The following is a 15414-nucleotide window of genomic DNA, read 5'->3' on the forward strand; positions in this document are numbered from 1 at the left end:
CGAGTCCCGAGTCCCGAGTCCCGAGTCCCGAGTCCCGAGTCCCGAGTCCCGAGTCCCGAGTCCCGAGTCCCGAGTCCCGAGTCCCGAGTCCCGAGTCCCGAGTCCCGAAAGGACGATACAACGCACCATCCTCTGGTCTGAGGGGTAGATGTTGCTCACCTTCTTGAGCTACAGACCCTAATACGGACACAAGTACTACAAGAGGCACCTGGAATTATCTTGCCGCCATGTTTCACGTGAAACAAAAGATCGACTGAACGACATGGACTCAACGTGACGGCAATCGCCGGCCTAAGACACTCGGATCTGTCTACTTCTACATGACTCTCGGTACAGCCGTCTGGGTCCGCCAACAATCCCAAAGCAATTTCTCTCACCGCAAACCATCGACCATCAGCTCAACATCTCTCTTATGTGGCCGCTGGAGATGCCGGAAACCCCAGCCGGCCAGACATAAGAGTGAAGGTGGCCGAGCATGTGTTTCACGTGAAACCTATGTGAAGACACACGCTACTCGCGGAGCAAAGGAGGGAAAATACCTTAATCCCACTTCAAGTACGCGTAAGAGCCCAAGACACCATCACCCGCCCGCGGCCGGCAGTGCTGAATCATAAAATAGGGGCCGGCGTTCCAGATGGAACACCAGCCCCTATTAGCCCCTGATATGAGTACCCGGGCCGGGTCTTACTACATCAGGACGCAGGAGGCGCAAGCACTCCCATGATCCGATTCAAGTCATCCACGCTTGCAAACTCGATGCTGACTTTTCCCTTACGGGCACCCAAGGTGATCTTGACGTTCGTATCCAGACGATCGGACAAAGACGTAGCCAAGTAATCCAGGCGCTCATGCCTGGCCCCAACCTTGGGCTTTGCCTCCTTAGCCGGACGCCTCAGCCCGTCGCTCAGTGAAACAATTTCCTCCGTTGCTCGGACAGAAAGACCTTCAGCAACGATCCGCTGAGCAAGCTTTTCCATTTCGGCCGCGTCAGCGAGGCCGAGCAGTGCACGTGAGTGGCCAGCCGAAAGGATGCCTGCAGCAAGCCGCCGCTGGACCAGGGGAGGAAGCTTCATCAATCGCAGGGTATTGGATATCTGCGGACGTGACCGGCCAATGCGTGCGGCGAGCTCATCATGGGAGCACTCGAAATCATCCAGAAGCTGCTGATATGCCGCAGCTTCTTCCAACGGGTTCAACTGGCTGCGGTGGAGGTTCTCCAGCAGCGCGTCACGCAGGAGGTCGACATCCTGGGTGGAGCGGATGATGGCAGGAACGGCAGCAAGACCTGCTTCGCGGCTTGCGCGCCAACGCCGTTCACCCATGACAAGTTCATACGGATGGTCAGGATCGTTCTCGAGCGACGGACGCACAACAATCGGCTGAAGCACGCCGATCTCCCGAATAGAATGAACCAATTCCGCCATGTCGTCTTCATCGAAGACTGAACGGGGCTGCTTCCTGTTCGGATGGATCGAGTCAACGGGAATCTCAGCAAAGGTAGCACCGGGCACCTCGACTAACGTTTCACGTGAAACAGAGGACTCCCGCGGTGCCGCAGAAGCGCTCGAAGAAGCATCGGCTCCCTCAGGGGTCTTTCCTGTCTCCAAAGGCCCCACAGGCCCATCTACAGGCTTAGCAGAGGTACTGGCGACGGAACTCTCGGCCGATGCTTCAGTAGGCGTCAAACCTGCCACTGCCCCCGACCCCTTCGGGCCCTGCGCATCGCTTGCCGCAGTGGACTCGTCCAAAGCCGGTGACAGTTGTTCGCGGCCCTGGCGCTTGCGGGATCCCGCCACGGACTCAGCAGGACGCCTTAGAGCGTCCTTATTAATTCCCGCCCCCCGTCGAGTGCCCGATGACGGGCGGGACGCAGCATCGCTCTCGCCGGCGGAGGGAAAGAAGAGGTCTACAGGCCGGCCACCCCGGCCGGGTGCAGGAGATGCCTGCGGAGCTGACTCACTCTCTGCACTGCTGGGGATGAGTGCCCCAAGGCCTCTTCCCAAACCACGACGCTTTTCGGTCATGGGTATGTCCTTCCCTTATGCACACAGCAAGCGGCATGGATTGTTTGTGACTGTAGTCTACGATTTGTTGCTTCAAGAACGAGGCAGTGCCTTGAGGGTGTCTAGCCTCGCTGGGCAATTTCCGATGCAGCTTCGAGGTAGGAGAGCGCGCCGCTGGAGGACGGATCGTACGTCATAACGGTTTGCTGGTAGCTCGGTGCCTCGGAGATACGAACGGAACGGGGAACCACTGCCCCCAGTACCTGCTCAGGGAAGTGCTCCCGAACTTCGGCTGCCACCTGAGCTGCAAGGTTGGTTCGCCCGTCGTACATCGTCAGCAGGATCGTTGAAACAACCAAGTCCGCGTTCAAATGCTTTTGGATCATCTCAATGTTCTTGAGCAATTGGCTGAGGCCCTCAAGGGCGTAGTACTCACACTGGATGGGAATGAGTACTTCGCGGGCAGCCACAAATGCGTTCACGGTCAGGAGGCCCAAACTCGGCGGGCAGTCGATGAAGATGTAGTCGAGACGTTCCTGGCCGCTGCGTTCACGCTCGGCCGCGTAGGCAACTATGGCCTTGTTCAGCCGCTGCTCACGCGCGACCAGGGAAACGAGTTCGATCTCGGCGCCGGCCAGGTGAATGGTTGCCGGAGCACAGATCAAATTGCTGATGTCGGGACACTGAGCCACAACGTTTGCAAGCGGGACGTCGTCGATCAGGACGTCGTAGATGCTCTCCACTTCGGCATGATGGTCAATGCCAAGAGCTGTGGATGCGTTGCCCTGCGGATCAATGTCGATAACCAGGACGTTGAGGCCGGCGGTGGCCAGCGCAGCAGCCAGATTTACGGTGGTGGTGGTCTTACCCACGCCACCTTTCTGATTGCTTACCGTCATGATTCGCGTCTGTGACGGTCGAGGCAGGACGCGGCCGCGGAGCTTGTCCCGGCGACGGGTTTCCTGTGCCAGTTCCCGGGCGAGGGGCGTACTTTCGTCCATTAGATCCATAACGTCCACCGACGACGGCCGAACGGCCGCATCGGTTACACCACCTTCGATAGCCTCAGGGGCCACGGCTGATTCGGCCGGGGTTTGCAGGGGTACGACATCGGCCGTCGTTTCACGTGAAACCGTCTCCGCCACGTCGGCGGGCACGGCAACCGCAGTGTTTTTGAAAACCGACTCTTGATCAGGAACCTCGACGGCACGTTCTACGGGGGCAGATGCTGCAGTTTCGGATGAAACGGCATCCCTGGCAGGAACTGACACCGGCTCTCCCTCTTCTGCAAACAACTGTGGTTGCGTTCGAGAGAACTGGGCGGAGAGGGCAGAACCCAATGCTGCAAAGGGTGGAATCCGTTTTGCTCCGGAATCGCGGCGCGCACTCACCTGGACATGCTCACTTTCCAAACATAGGCATTAGTCCATCCAGCCTATCCGGTGCCCGGCCAATATCCCGGATCGGACCCGGTGTGTGCACAAGAAAGTGCAGTGTCCTTTAGCCTACGAGAATGCGGACCACGGTGGTGTGTTCCTCGAGAAGACCATCACCGGCGGTCACAATGGAGGTTTCCCGGCCGCCAAGCTTCCGGATCACCTTTGCAGCCTTTTGGATTTCCTCCTCGGCGCTGCGGCCCTTGATGGCCAACACCTCTCCCTTTCCCTTCAGGAGGGGAATGGTGAGGCCTGCCAGCGTGGACAGAGCGGATACGGCGCGGGCCGTCACGACGTCTGCGTCCACTTCCTTGACAACCTGCTCCGCCCTGCCGCGGAGCACTGTCACATTCTCCAGACCGAGGTCCTCAACCACCTCGTTGAGCCAGATGACCCGGCGTTCCAGCGGTTCAATCAGAGTCAGCGAAAGGTCCGGGCGGGCAATCGCCAGGCAGAGGCCGGGGAGGCCGGCTCCGCTTCCCACGTCGGCCACCCGGGTATTGGCAGCAATCAGGTCGGCGACGACGGCGCAGTTCAAAACGTGCCGGCTCCACAACCGGGGCACTTCACGCGGCCCCAGCAGGCCCCGTTCCATGCCCGAGGTGGCCAGGTGTTCGACGTAGCGTTCAGCCAGGTCCAGCCGGGAGCCGAAGATTTTATCCGCCGCTGTGCGTTCTGCGGGCGTTGTTTCAACCACGTGGTAATTCCTTGTCTGCGGTGCAGTGTTCCAGCGTTAGATGGGCCTAGGAGGCGGGCAGGGACACCACGATGTGGCGTGCGGCCCCCTCGCCCTCGGACTCACTGGCAAGTCCGAGGTCAGCCACGGCGTCGTGCACTATTTTTCGTTCGTAGGCGCTCATCGGGTCCAGGGCGATCTCCTGGCCGCTTTCCCGCGCCTCGGCAACGGCCTTCTCTGCAATTGCCTGGAGTTCAGCGTTGCGCCCCCGGCGGTATCCGGTAATGTCCAGCACCAGGCGGGAGCGGCTGTCAGTGGCCGTCAGTACGGAGAGCCGGGTCAGTTCCTGCAGGGCCTCAAGGACCTCGCCGTCCCTGCCCACGAGATTCTGCAGGCCCGTGGCGTCACCCTCTTCGGCCACCACCGAAATATAGGTGCGGCCGCTGCGGACCTCTATGTCGATATCGCCGTCGATATCGGCAATGTCCAGCAGCTCCTCGAGGTAGTCCGCAGCGACGTCGCCCTCTTCTTCCAGGCGCCCGGGGCGTGGGGATCCAGCGTTTTCAACAGCCGAAGAATCCCCTTCCGCGGAATCGGGAACGGTCTCCGGGAACTCCGCCACGGGCTCTGTGGTCATCGCTTCTTCCTGTTCTTCCTTTGGGGCTGCTGACGCTGGACCTTGGTTGCCACCGGAGCGGGCTCAACGGCGTCTGACTTCTTTTCACCGAGCAGGGGCACCATCGGCAGACCCTTCTTGGCGCGGCGTTCGGCCATGGCCTTGGCGGCGGGGGAGCCCGGGGTGGGCATCCGGCGGATCACGAAGAACTGCTGGCCCATGGTCCACAGGTTAGTGGTGGTCCAGTAGATAAGCACACCGATCGGGAAGTTGATGCCACCGATGCCGAAGACAAGCGGCAGAACGTAAAGCATCATCTTCTGCTGCTTCATGAAGGGGCTCGCGAGGGCCTCTTCAGACATGTTCTTGGACATGATCTGCTTCTGTGTAATGAACTGAGAAGCAGTCATGGCAACGATCATGATGATCGACAGGATAACGACGGCGGTCTGGCCGCCGCCGCTGCCGCCGTGCAGCAGCGAGGAGGACAGCGGGGCGCCAAGGATGGTGGCGGCGTCGAACTGCTGGATGGCATCGGCAGAAAGGGCACCAATTTCCTTGCCGTCGTCGCTGGCCTTGGAAACGCCGCTGAGGACCTGGAACAGGGCGAAGAAGAACGGCATCTGAATCAGCATCGGCAGGCAGGCCGCAAACGGGTTGGTGCCGTGCTTCTTGTACAGGGCCATCTGCTCCTGCGTCATTGCCTGACGGGAGAGCTGGTCAGTCTTGCCCTTGTACTTCTGCTGGAGCTTCTTCAGGTCCGGCTGCAGTGACTGCATGCCGCGCTGGGCCTTGATCTGCTTGACGAAAACAGGAATCAGTGCGGCACGGATAACAATCACGAGGCCGATGATGGACAGCGTCCAAGTCCAGCCCGATGCGGCATCCATCCCGAGGAACACAAAGCCCTCGTGGAAGATCCACATGATCCAGGACACTACCCACTTGAACGGGAACAGTATCGTTCCGAAGAAACCCATTTACTCTCCTAAGCCGCTTCGCGGCTGTCTTCGTCGGCTGGAATCACGGGGTGATTCAGCACAATAATCCTCGGAACCTGATTGTGGTCCCAAATCCTGTCTCCATGGGGGACGTGGTCCACCCCGCCGTCGTTCCACGGGTGGCAGCGAATCAGCCGACGGGCAGCGAGCCAGGTGCCGCGCACGGCACCGTGCACGGTGACGGCTTCAAGCGCATAGGCGGAACAGGAAGGGAAGAACCTGCACACCGGCCCGTACAAAGGCGAAATGGTTTTTCGATAGGCGATCAGCAGCCCGATCAGCACGTAGCGGGGAAGATTCCACACCCATTTGGCAATCGTCTGAACAGCGCGTGCCGGTTTGTTCCCGGAGCGGCTCATCAGCAGATCACCCCTTCTGGCTAAGCGTTCAATTACGGTCGAGCTTGCCCGCACAAGTACGGAGAGCGCTCATGTAGTCGGTACGGAGATCCTCCCACGACGCCGTTGCCGCCGGCGGCAGTGCGCGGACAACAATATCGAAGCCGGTGGGATACTCACGCAGGCTTTGAGCAGCTGCTTCCCTCAGTCTTCTCTTAACGAGGTTGCGTGTCACTGCGTTCCCGACGCTTTTCGCGACGATGAAGCCTACGCGGGTAGGTTGCTGTCCCGATTTCACCGCATATAGAACTACGTTCCGGCGCCCACTTCGGGCACCGGAACGTACAGTATGAGAAAAATCCGTCGACGTCCGCACCCGGTTCCCTACGGCCAACATTCAGACCACCTGGAATCGGAAGCGGAGCTGCGGGTAGGCAGCATCGACAAACTTGAGGCTATTTATGCCGACAGTTCGGTACGGCCCTTGGCGCGGCGTGCGGAAAGGATTCCACGGCCTGCACGGGTACGCATGCGAAGGCGGAAGCCGTGCTTCTTGGCACGACGGCGGTTATTCGGCTGAAAAGTCCGCTTGCTCACGGTAGTTACTCCAAGACAATCTGAGTTGCGCTGGCTTGCTACGACAAGGGGGAAGAACAAGCGGCGCTTTTTTCATGTGACTGACTGCTCTCAACCCGGACCTGGACCCTGATTCCCAGAACCCTGATGGGCATGAATGAGTGCAGATAGCAGACACAAAGGACTACTCCACGTTAGGGGCAGGATCGGCCTCAGTCAAACCGGAACACCGGCTTGTGGGCCCAGCCCTGTTCATACAGTTCTATCCACACCTGTGGACAACTCGTCCCAGCATACCCTCCCAAAAGGTGGTGTGAGCCCTGTCCCAGAGGCTGTCCACAGCCGGAATCCAGCTACCACGGGCGTAAATCATCCCTTAGGCTAGGCCTCGGGTGTTTTATCCACCAACTGTGTATAAGTCTGTGGATGAACCGCCGGAAACCCGCTCGGGCTTCCAAGTTATCTGAGACCGCTGAGGGCGATCACGAGAGGTTTTTGTGGGCACGGACGAAATCAACGACGTTGGAAGTTCCTGGCGCAAGGTCATTCGGACCCTCGAGACGGACGACCGCGTCTCTCCCAGGCAGCGCGGATTCGTGGTTTTGGCCCAGGCTCAGGGCCTGATCGGAACCACGCTGCTGGTGGCTGTTCCCAACGAGCTCACCCGTGAAGTCCTGCAGACCCAGCTCAAGCACATCTTGGACGAGGTCCTGCGCGGAGTTTTCCAGGCCGACATCCAGTGCGCCTTCGTTATTGACGCCGACATGTTGCCGGCGGTGAAGGCCGATCCTGAGCCCGAGCCCGAGCAGCCCGCCCCCAGCCCCGTCCCCAGTGGCGAGAGCGGCGCGCCTTCTCCGACTCCGCCAAGCACCTCGCAGGAGTTCGGCCGGCTGAACCCCAAGTATGTCTTCGAGACCTTCGTTATCGGCTCCTCCAACCGCTTTGCCCACGCGGCTGCCGTGGCCGTTGCCGAAGCGCCGGCCAAGGCCTACAACCCCCTCTTCATCTACGGCGACTCCGGACTGGGCAAGACCCACCTCCTGCACGCCATCGGGCACTATGCGCGCCACCTGTACACCGGTATCCGGGTCCGGTACGTAAATTCCGAAGAATTCACCAACGACTTCATCAACTCCATCCGGTACGACGAAGGCGCCAGCTTCAAGCAGCTCTACCGCAACGTGGACATCCTGCTCATTGATGACATCCAGTTCCTGGCCAACAAGGACGCCACCCAGGAAGAGTTCTTCCATACCTTCAACGCACTCCATAACCACAACAAACAGGTGGTGATCACCTCCGACCTGCCGCCCAAGCAGCTGTCCGGATTTGAGGAGCGCATGCGTTCGCGGTTCGAGTGGGGCCTGCTGACGGACGTCCAGCCGCCGGAACTGGAAACACGCATCGCGATTCTGCGCAAGAAAGCCATCGGTGACAGCCTGAGCGCTCCCGATGACGTGCTGGAGTACATTGCCTCCAAAATCTCCACGAACATCCGCGAACTCGAAGGCGCCCTGATCAGGGTTACCGCTTTCGCGAGCCTGAACCGCCAGCAGGTGGATGTGGGACTGGCCGAAATTGTCCTTAAGGACCTCATCACCGACGACGGCGCCCAGGAAATCACCGCGGCATCCATCCTGGGACAGACGGCTGCCTACTTCCAGATCAGCCTCGAGGAGCTGTGTTCCAAGTCCCGCACCAGGACCCTGGTAACCGCACGGCAGATCGCCATGTACCTGTGCCGTGAGCTCACGGACATGTCCCTGCCCAAGATCGGTCAGGAGCTGGGCGGACGCGATCACACCACGGTGATCCACGCGGACCGCAAGATCCGGGAACTGATGGCTGAACGGCGGGCCATCTACAACCAGGTGACCGAGCTGACCAACCGAATCAAGCAGCAGCAGCGGGAAGCATAATCCCCGCCGTTGCGGGGATTCAGAGCCCCGCAGGGGCTCGAAATTAACATTTGTGGACAAGGGTGTGGATAACCCGGTGGATAACTTCCAATTAGCGGTGCTTCCCTGTGGATACGCGGAACTCCAAAAAAGTTCCCCACAACCCATACCGGACGCTGCAGCGCGAACCCACAGGTTATCCACAGGCAAAACAAGCCATGACGCCGCGATCGGCTAGGTTATCCACAGTATCCACAGGAGTTATTAACACTACGAACCTTAAGAAATTCGGTTCCACCAAATAACATCTGACCTTTCCGGACCAACCACGCCAAGACCTTGGGAAGAACATCCGACGTCTTTTGGGGGGTGGGCAGGGACCTTCCGGGGGATACCTGCTGCGCCGTGCATCCACGGCGGGTCGGGCGCTAAGCTGGCACAGAGTATTGTTGTCCTTCGCGACCTGTCCCTGGACGGTGTCCGAATGCGGCGCAGCTGCGGCGCCGCAGCGCCGGCGATGCTCCCTCACTTGTCATGAAGATTCAGTTGTACTGAAAAGTACGTTGTGAAAGGCGGCACCCTGCTGTGAAGTTCAGAGTTGAGCGGGATGTCCTGGCCGAAGCGGTTACATGGACAGCGCGTTCCCTCTCGCCCCGTCCTCCGGTTCCGGTTCTGTCGGGCCTGCTAATCAAGGCGGAGAGCGGATCACTGAGCATCGCCAGCTTCGATTACGAGATCTCGGCGCGGCTCCAGATCGCAGCCGACATTGCCGAAGAAGGCACTATTTTGGTTTCGGGCCGTCTGCTGGCCGAAATCTGCCGCAGCCTGCCTTCCGCACCGGTTGAAGTTGAAACCGACGGTTCCAAGGTCACCCTGACCTGCCGCAACAGCCGCTTCAACCTGGCCACCATGCCCGTGGCCGAATATCCGGAACTTCCGGCACTGCCCGAGGTGAGCGGCGTCGTCGACGGTGATGCCTTTGCCCAGGCGGTCTCCCAGGTCATCATTGCCGCCAGCCGGGATGACACCCTGCCCATCCTTACCGGGGTCCGGATGGAGATCGAAGACGATCTCATCACTTTCCTGGCCACCGACCGCTACCGCCTGGCCCTGCGCGAGCTCTCCTGGAAGCCGTCTACGCCGGGAATCTCCACCAGCGCGCTGGTGAAGGCCAAAACCCTCAACGAAGTGGCCAAGACCCTCGGCGGTGCCGGGGACCTGAACATTGCCTTCTCGGATGACAGCGAGCTGATTGGCTTTGAGAGCGGCGGCCGCCGCACCACCTCGCTGCTGGTGGACGGGGACTACCCCAAGATCCGCTCCCTCTTCCCGGACAGCACTCCCATTCACGCAACGGTGGAAACCAGTGCGCTGGTGGAAGCCGTGCGCCGCGTTTCCCTGGTGGCGGAGCGAAACACTCCGGTCCGCCTTGCCTTCACTGACGGGCAGGTCACCCTGGACGCCGGTACCGGTGAGGACGCACAGGCGTCCGAGGCGCTGGAAGCATCCCTGATCGGTGATGACATCACCGTGGCCTTCAACCCGCACTACCTCAGCGAAGGCCTGAGTGCTTTCCCGAGCAAATACGTGCGTTTTTCGTTCACGACGCCGCCCAAGCCCGCTGTACTTTCCGCCCAGGAAGAGCTCACCGGCGATGACCGTGAAGACTACCGCTACCTGCTGATGCCGGTCCGGTTGCCCAACCAGTAGGGCGCGGCGCGGAAGCCCGGCCGCGGAGAACAGAAAGAGGAACCTGCCATGCACATAGGCCTCATTGGACTCGGCAAAATGGGTTTTCACATGCGCGAACGCCTGCGCCGCAACGGCATTGACGTCACCGGCTTCGACCGGAATCCGGTCACCAGCGACGTCGGGTCGCTGACGGAGCTGGTGGCGGACCTGCCCTCGCCTCGGGTGGTGTGGGTCATGGTTCCTGCCGGCGACGTCACCGACGCGGTGATCAGCGAACTGACCGAAGTGCTGTCGCGGGGCGATCTGGTGATCGACGGCGGCAACTCCCGGTACGACGCCGATATCCGCAACGCGGAAAAACTCGCCCTGAAAGGGATCCGCTTCATGGACTGCGGGGTTTCCGGCGGAGTCTGGGGCCAGGAGAACGGCTACGGACTGATGGCAGGCGGCGCCGACGAGGACATTGCCCTGGCGATGCCGGTCCTGGACGCGCTGCGTCCGGAAGGGGACCGGGAGCGCAGCTTTGTCCACGCCGGCGGGGTGGGCGCCGGCCACTACGCCAAGATGATCCACAATGGAATTGAATACGGCCTCATGCAGGCCTACGCCGAGGGGTACGAGCTGCTCAGCGGCAAGGACATCATCACCAATGTGCCCGGAATCATGCGGGCCTGGCAGGACGGCACCGTCATTCGGTCCTGGCTGTTGGACCTGATGGTCAATGCCCTCAACGAGGATCCGGAACTGAGCCGCATTGCCGGATACGCGGAGGATTCAGGCGAGGGCCGGTGGACGGTGCAGGAAGCTGTGGCGAGCGGAATCCCCGCCCCGGTCATTACCGCGGCGCTCTACGCCAGGTTCGTTTCCCGGCAGGACGATTCCCCGGCCATGAAGATGGTGGCCGCGCTGCGGAACCAGTTTGGCGGGCATGATGTTCGGCCCGCGGGCAGCGGGGTTCCGCCGGTGCAGGACACCCCCGCTCCGCCGGCGGCCGTGGACGGAACCGGCAGCCCGGAGTAGTTCGCAGCAGTAGGGTGGAAGCACAGGAAAGCGCACAGCGCACGAGGCACTCGAAGGGCAGGACAAAGGTGGACAGGCTTGTACATTGATTACCTTTCCCTGACCGGATTTCGCAGCTATCCCCAGCTGGACCTGGAGCTGAAGCCGGGGGTGACCGTGTTTGTAGGCCCCAACGGAACCGGCAAAACCAACATTGTCGAGGCGATCGGCTATCTGGCGTCCCTGTCCTCCCACCGGGTCAGCACCGACGCACCCCTGGTCTCCTTTGACGCAGAACAGGCCCTGGTCCGGGCCCGGCTGGTCCGCGGAACCCAGCGCACCAGCATCGAACTGGAGCTTAACCCCGGCCGGTCCAACCGCGCCCGGATCAACCGGGCAAACCCCGTGCGCGCCCGCGACATTCTGGGCATGTGCCGCACCGTTCTGTTTGCTCCGGAGGACCTTGCCCTGGTCAAAGGGGATCCCTCAAGCCGGCGCCGGTTCATTGACGACCTGATTGTTTCTCTGGTTCCCCGGCATGCCGCTACCCGCAGCGACTACGAGCGTGTCCTGAAACAGCGCAATGCGCTCCTGAAATCAGCCCGGGCTGCCGGACGGTTCACCTCCTCCCATGAAGCCACGCTTGAAGTCTGGGACCAGCACATGGCTGCGGCCGGCGCCCGCCTCCTTGCAGCCCGGCTTGAGGCCCTGCAGCGGCTGCAGCCCCACATGCAAAGCGCCTATCAGGACCTGACGGACGGCAGCAAGGCAGCCCGGGCCGTCTACCGCTCAACGCTCCAAGGCGCAGTGAACGACGACGGCGCCGTCGTCGGCGATGCGGACCCCGAGGAGCTGTACGGGCTCTCCGAACCGGAACTGGCGGAGCGGTTTATGGCTGCCTTTGCCGCCAACCGCCGCCGTGAAATTGAACGCGGCGTCTCCTTGGTGGGGCCGCACAGGGATGATCTGGAGCTGGTTTTGGGCCAGGCTCCGGCCAAGGGATACGCCTCCCACGGCGAAACCTGGTCCTTTGCCCTGGCGCTGCGCCTGGGTACGTACTATTTGCTCCTCAGCGATGACGACAGCCCGGGCGCCGGGCCCATCCTGATCCTGGACGACGTGTTTGCCGAGCTCGACGTCCAGCGCCGCAAGCGCCTCGCCGGAATTGTTTCCGGGGCAGAGCAGGTGCTGGTCACCGCGGCGGTGGCCGGAGATATTCCGGAAGCCCTGGCCGGGGAACTGATCACCGTGGTTCCCGGAGGCATCAGTGTTCCCGCCCTCTGACAAACGCGAATTCGACGGACTGCCGGCCGATGATGTCCCGGCCAGTGCCCGGGAAACCGGCGAACCCGAAGAAATCCGCCAGGATGCCGCCCAGGCGCAGTTGAACCGGATGCGCCAGGCCGCTCAGGCGCGGGGAAACTCACGGATTTCCCCGAGCCGGCGCAAGGCCGGGCAGCGAAAAGCGGCTTTGCCGTTCGTCCCCGGGGAATACACCGGCCGTGACCCGCAGGGCGTGGGCAAGGTCTTCAACAGGTTCGTCAGTGAACGCGGCTGGAATTCGCCCGTGGCGGTCGGCTCTGTCATTTCCCGCTGGGAAGAACTGGTGGGTCCCGAAGTCAGCGCGCACTGCAAACCCGAGTCCTTCTCGGACACCACTGTCCAGGTGCGCTGCGATTCCACGGCGTGGGCCACGCAGCTGCGGCTGCTGCGCAGTTCCCTCATCAGCCGGTTTGACGCTGAACTTGGCTCCGGCGTCGTCACGAAGATCGAGGTTATCGGGCCGGCTGCGCCCAACTGGCGCAAAGGTCTGCGCAGTGTCAAGGGGCGCGGCCCGCGCGACACCTACGGGTAGGAAACCACTGATCCGCGGCGGAATCCGGTGCATGGGGCCGCACTGGCCCAGCGCCGTTCAGCGGCTCTGGGACCCCTCCGGTCATATCCGGACTTAGACACGGGGCTGGCGCAGGCTCAAAACCTGCTTTAGTGGCCGCTTAGGGGGTGTTTTGGGCCGGATTGACCCCGCAACACGGTAGAATTGGAAGTTGAGACGCCTGTTCTGGGGAGCGGCGCCAAAACTGACCAACACACTGAGGAGTCGACAGCACCTGTGGCTAACGACAATGAGATGGACAACGCTGAGGTAACGCCGATGAACCAGGGCGACACTGAAAAGCCCACTCCGCACGAGTACGGCGCCAACGAAATTACCGTGCTGGAAGGTTTGGAAGCGGTTCGGAAGCGTCCGGGCATGTACATCGGGTCCACCGGGCCCCGCGGGCTGCACCACCTGGTGTACGAAGTTGTGGACAACTCCGTGGATGAAGCGCTGGCGGGCTACTGCGACCGCATCGACATTACGCTTCAGGCCGACGGCGGCGTCAGGGTCAGCGACAACGGCCGGGGCATTCCGGTTGACATGCACCCCACCGAAAACATGCCAACGGTCCAGGTGGTCATGACCATCCTGCACGCCGGCGGAAAGTTCGGCGGCGGCGGGTACGCGGTGTCCGGCGGTTTGCACGGTGTGGGTATCTCCGTCGTGAACGCCCTTTCCGCCCGGGTGGAAACCGAGATTCGGCGGCAGGGTTTCGTCTGGAACCAGAGCTTCGCCGACGGCGGACATCCGGTGGGAGGACTGCGCAAGGGCGAGCCCACAGACGAGACCGGCACCACGCAGACGTTCTATCCCGACCCCTCGATCTTCGAGACCACGGAATTCGATTTTGAAACGCTGCGGGCGCGCTTCCAGCAGATGGCCTTCCTGAACAAGGGCCTGCGCATCATCCTGACCGATGAGCGGACCGTTGAAGAAGAAGCCGAGGAAATCGCGGAGTCCCCGTCCGAAGAGGGAACCGAAACCGGCCCCAAGCACCGCGTCGTGGACTACATGTACAAGGACGGGCTGCTGGACTACGTCAAGTACCTGAACTCCTCCAAGAAGTACGAAGCCATCCACGACGACGTCATTGCCTTTGAAACCGAAGACAATGACAAGAAAATGGCCGTGGAAATGGCACTGCAGTGGACCACTGCGTACTCGGAAAGCGTGCACACCTACGCGAACACCATCAACACCCATGAGGGCGGTACCCACGAAGAGGGTTTCCGTGCCGCCATGACGTCGCTGATCAACCGGTATGCCCGCGAGAAGAACATCATCAAGGAAAAGGATGACAACCTCACCGGCGATGACATCCGCGAAGGCCTGACCGCCGTCATTTCCGTGAAGCTGGCCGAACCCCAGTTTGAGGGCCAGACCAAGACCAAGCTCGGCAACTCCGAGGTCAAGGGTTTTGTCCAGCGCGTGGTCACCGACCAGCTGGGCGATTGGCTGGAGCGCAACCCCGGCCCCGCACGCGACGTAATCCGCAAGTCCATTCAGGCTTCCCAGGCCCGCCTCGCGGCCCGCAAGGCCCGCGAATCCACCCGCCGCAAGGGCCTGCTGGAATCCGGCGGAATGCCCGGCAAGCTCAAGGACTGCTCCTCCAAGGACCCGTCCAAGTCCGAAATCTACATTGTGGAGGGTGACTCCGCAGGCGGCTCCGCCGTCCGCGGCCGCAACCCGGAGACCCAGGCCATTCTGCCGCTGCGCGGCAAGATCCTGAACGTGGAACGTGCCCGCCTTGACCGTGCGCTCGGCAACGCCGAAGTCCAGTCCATGATCACCGCCTTCGGAGCCGGCATCGGCGAAGACTTCGATGTGGAGAAGGCCCGCTATCACAAGATCGTGCTGATGGCCGATGCAGACGTGGACGGCCAGCACATCACCACGCTGCTGCTGACGCTGCTCTTCCGCTACATGCGCCCGCTCATCGAAAGCGGCTATGTCTACTTGGCCATGCCGCCGCTGTACCGGATCAAGTGGTCCAACCACGCCCACGACTACGTCTACAGCGACCGCGAACGCGACGAGGTTGTGGCCCGCGGCCTGGCCAACAACCAGCGCCTGCCCAAGGACAACGGAATCCAGCGCTACAAGGGTCTGGGCGAGATGGACTACACCGAGCTCTGGGACACCACCATGGACCCCGCCCACCGCACACTGCAGCAGGTCACCATGGATGACGCCGCCTCCGTGGACCAGATTTTCTCCGTCTTGATGGGCGAGGACGTTGAATCCCGCCGCAACTTCATCCAGCAGAACGCCAAGGATGTGCGCTTCCTGGACATCTAGGA

Annotated in this window: 14 protein-coding genes; 6 read left to right on the forward strand and 8 right to left on the reverse strand. The window is 61.5% G+C overall.

From position 1 onward, the window contains the following. Nucleotides 1-692: 692 nt before the first annotated feature. The 8 genes from AC4D2Q_RS05185 to rpmH all read right to left on the reverse strand — a co-directional run bounded on the left by AC4D2Q_RS05185 (nt 693) and on the right by rpmH (nt 6667). On the reverse strand, nt 693-2024 hold the full coding sequence (locus AC4D2Q_RS05185) for a ParB/RepB/Spo0J family partition protein (protein WP_490945520.1): 1332 nt from the start codon (nt 2022-2024) through the stop codon (nt 693-695). A 101-nt stretch (nt 2025-2125) separates the two neighbouring features. Continuing rightward, on the reverse strand, nt 2126-3079 hold the full coding sequence (locus AC4D2Q_RS05190) for a ParA family protein (RefSeq protein ID WP_490927880.1): 954 nt from the start codon (nt 3077-3079) through the stop codon (nt 2126-2128). A 424-nt stretch (nt 3080-3503) separates the two neighbouring features. Then, nucleotides 3504-4136 (reverse strand): 16S rRNA (guanine(527)-N(7))-methyltransferase RsmG, encoded by a 633-nt coding sequence (rsmG, locus tag AC4D2Q_RS05195; protein WP_490945521.1) that lies wholly within the window; start codon nt 4134-4136, stop codon nt 3504-3506. A gap of 46 nt (nt 4137-4182) precedes the next feature. Next, the gene (locus AC4D2Q_RS05200; RefSeq protein ID WP_490945522.1) at nt 4183-4752 is read right to left on the reverse strand and encodes a Jag family protein; all 570 of its coding nucleotides are present in this window, start codon (nt 4750-4752) and stop codon (nt 4183-4185) included. After that, nucleotides 4749-5711 (reverse strand): membrane protein insertase YidC, encoded by a 963-nt coding sequence (gene yidC / locus AC4D2Q_RS05205; protein WP_490927792.1) that lies wholly within the window; start codon nt 5709-5711, stop codon nt 4749-4751. Before yidC ends, AC4D2Q_RS05200 begins: the two co-directional genes overlap by 4 nt. Nucleotides 5712-5719: 8 nt before the next feature. Then, nucleotides 5720-6091, reverse strand: a complete 372-nt coding sequence (yidD, locus tag AC4D2Q_RS05210) for a membrane protein insertion efficiency factor YidD (RefSeq protein ID WP_490927791.1) — start codon at nt 6089-6091, stop codon at nt 5720-5722. Between the two features lie 28 nt (nt 6092-6119). After that, entirely contained in the window at nt 6120-6467 is a 348-nt protein-coding gene (gene rnpA, locus AC4D2Q_RS05215) for a ribonuclease P protein component (RefSeq protein ID WP_490945523.1), read from the reverse strand. Nucleotides 6468-6529: 62 nt separating this feature from the next. After that, entirely contained in the window at nt 6530-6667 is a 138-nt protein-coding gene (gene rpmH, locus AC4D2Q_RS05220; RefSeq protein WP_056010217.1) for a 50S ribosomal protein L34, read from the reverse strand. 476 nt (nt 6668-7143) lie between these two features. On the opposite strand from rpmH, the gene dnaA reads away from it, so the two are divergent. The 6 genes from dnaA (at nt 7144) to gyrB (ending at nt 15412) form a co-directional block, all read left to right on the forward strand. Next, entirely contained in the window at nt 7144-8565 is a 1422-nt protein-coding gene (gene dnaA / locus AC4D2Q_RS05225) for a chromosomal replication initiator protein DnaA (protein WP_490945524.1), read from the forward strand. A gap of 564 nt (nt 8566-9129) precedes the next feature. Then, the gene (gene dnaN, locus AC4D2Q_RS05230) at nt 9130-10254 is read left to right on the forward strand and encodes a DNA polymerase III subunit beta (protein WP_490945525.1); all 1125 of its coding nucleotides are present in this window, start codon (nt 9130-9132) and stop codon (nt 10252-10254) included. 48 nt (nt 10255-10302) lie between these two features. Next, complete coding sequence (gnd, locus tag AC4D2Q_RS05235; protein WP_490945526.1) at nt 10303-11256, forward strand: phosphogluconate dehydrogenase (NAD(+)-dependent, decarboxylating); 954 nt, start codon at nt 10303-10305, stop codon at nt 11254-11256. Between the two features lie 78 nt (nt 11257-11334). Then, nucleotides 11335-12519 carry a DNA replication/repair protein RecF gene (gene recF / locus AC4D2Q_RS05240; RefSeq protein WP_490945527.1) on the forward strand — a complete coding sequence of 395 codons (1185 nt, stop codon included), beginning with the start codon at nt 11335-11337 and terminating at the stop codon, nt 12517-12519. Next, nucleotides 12503-13090, forward strand: a complete 588-nt coding sequence (locus AC4D2Q_RS05245; protein ID WP_490945528.1) for a DciA family protein — start codon at nt 12503-12505, stop codon at nt 13088-13090. Before recF ends, AC4D2Q_RS05245 begins: the two co-directional genes overlap by 17 nt. Nucleotides 13091-13345: 255 nt before the next feature. Then, a complete protein-coding gene (gyrB, locus tag AC4D2Q_RS05250; RefSeq protein WP_490945529.1) occupies nt 13346-15412 on the forward strand; it encodes a DNA topoisomerase (ATP-hydrolyzing) subunit B in 2067 nt (688 codons plus the stop codon). The last annotated feature ends 2 nt before the right edge of the window (nt 15413-15414 follow it).

This window comes from Arthrobacter sp. TJ-178 (assembly GCF_058269275.1).

Bases quoted from the DNA above. Each gene is read 5' to 3' on its own strand.
- rnpA (WP_490945523.1), bottom strand. From the start codon at position 6,467: ATGTTGGCCGTAGGGAACCGGGTGCGGACGTCGACGGATTTTTCTCAT.
- yidD (WP_490927791.1), bottom strand. From the start codon at position 6,091: ATGAGCCGCTCCGGGAACAAACCGGCACGCGCTGTTCAGACGATTGCC.
- AC4D2Q_RS05185 (WP_490945520.1), bottom strand. From the start codon at position 2,024: ATGACCGAAAAGCGTCGTGGTTTGGGAAGAGGCCTTGGGGCACTCATC.
- yidC (WP_490927792.1), bottom strand. From the start codon at position 5,711: ATGGGTTTCTTCGGAACGATACTGTTCCCGTTCAAGTGGGTAGTGTCC.
- AC4D2Q_RS05200 (WP_490945522.1), bottom strand. From the start codon at position 4,752: ATGACCACAGAGCCCGTGGCGGAGTTCCCGGAGACCGTTCCCGATTCC.
- gnd (WP_490945526.1), top strand. From the start codon at position 10,303: ATGCACATAGGCCTCATTGGACTCGGCAAAATGGGTTTTCACATGCGC.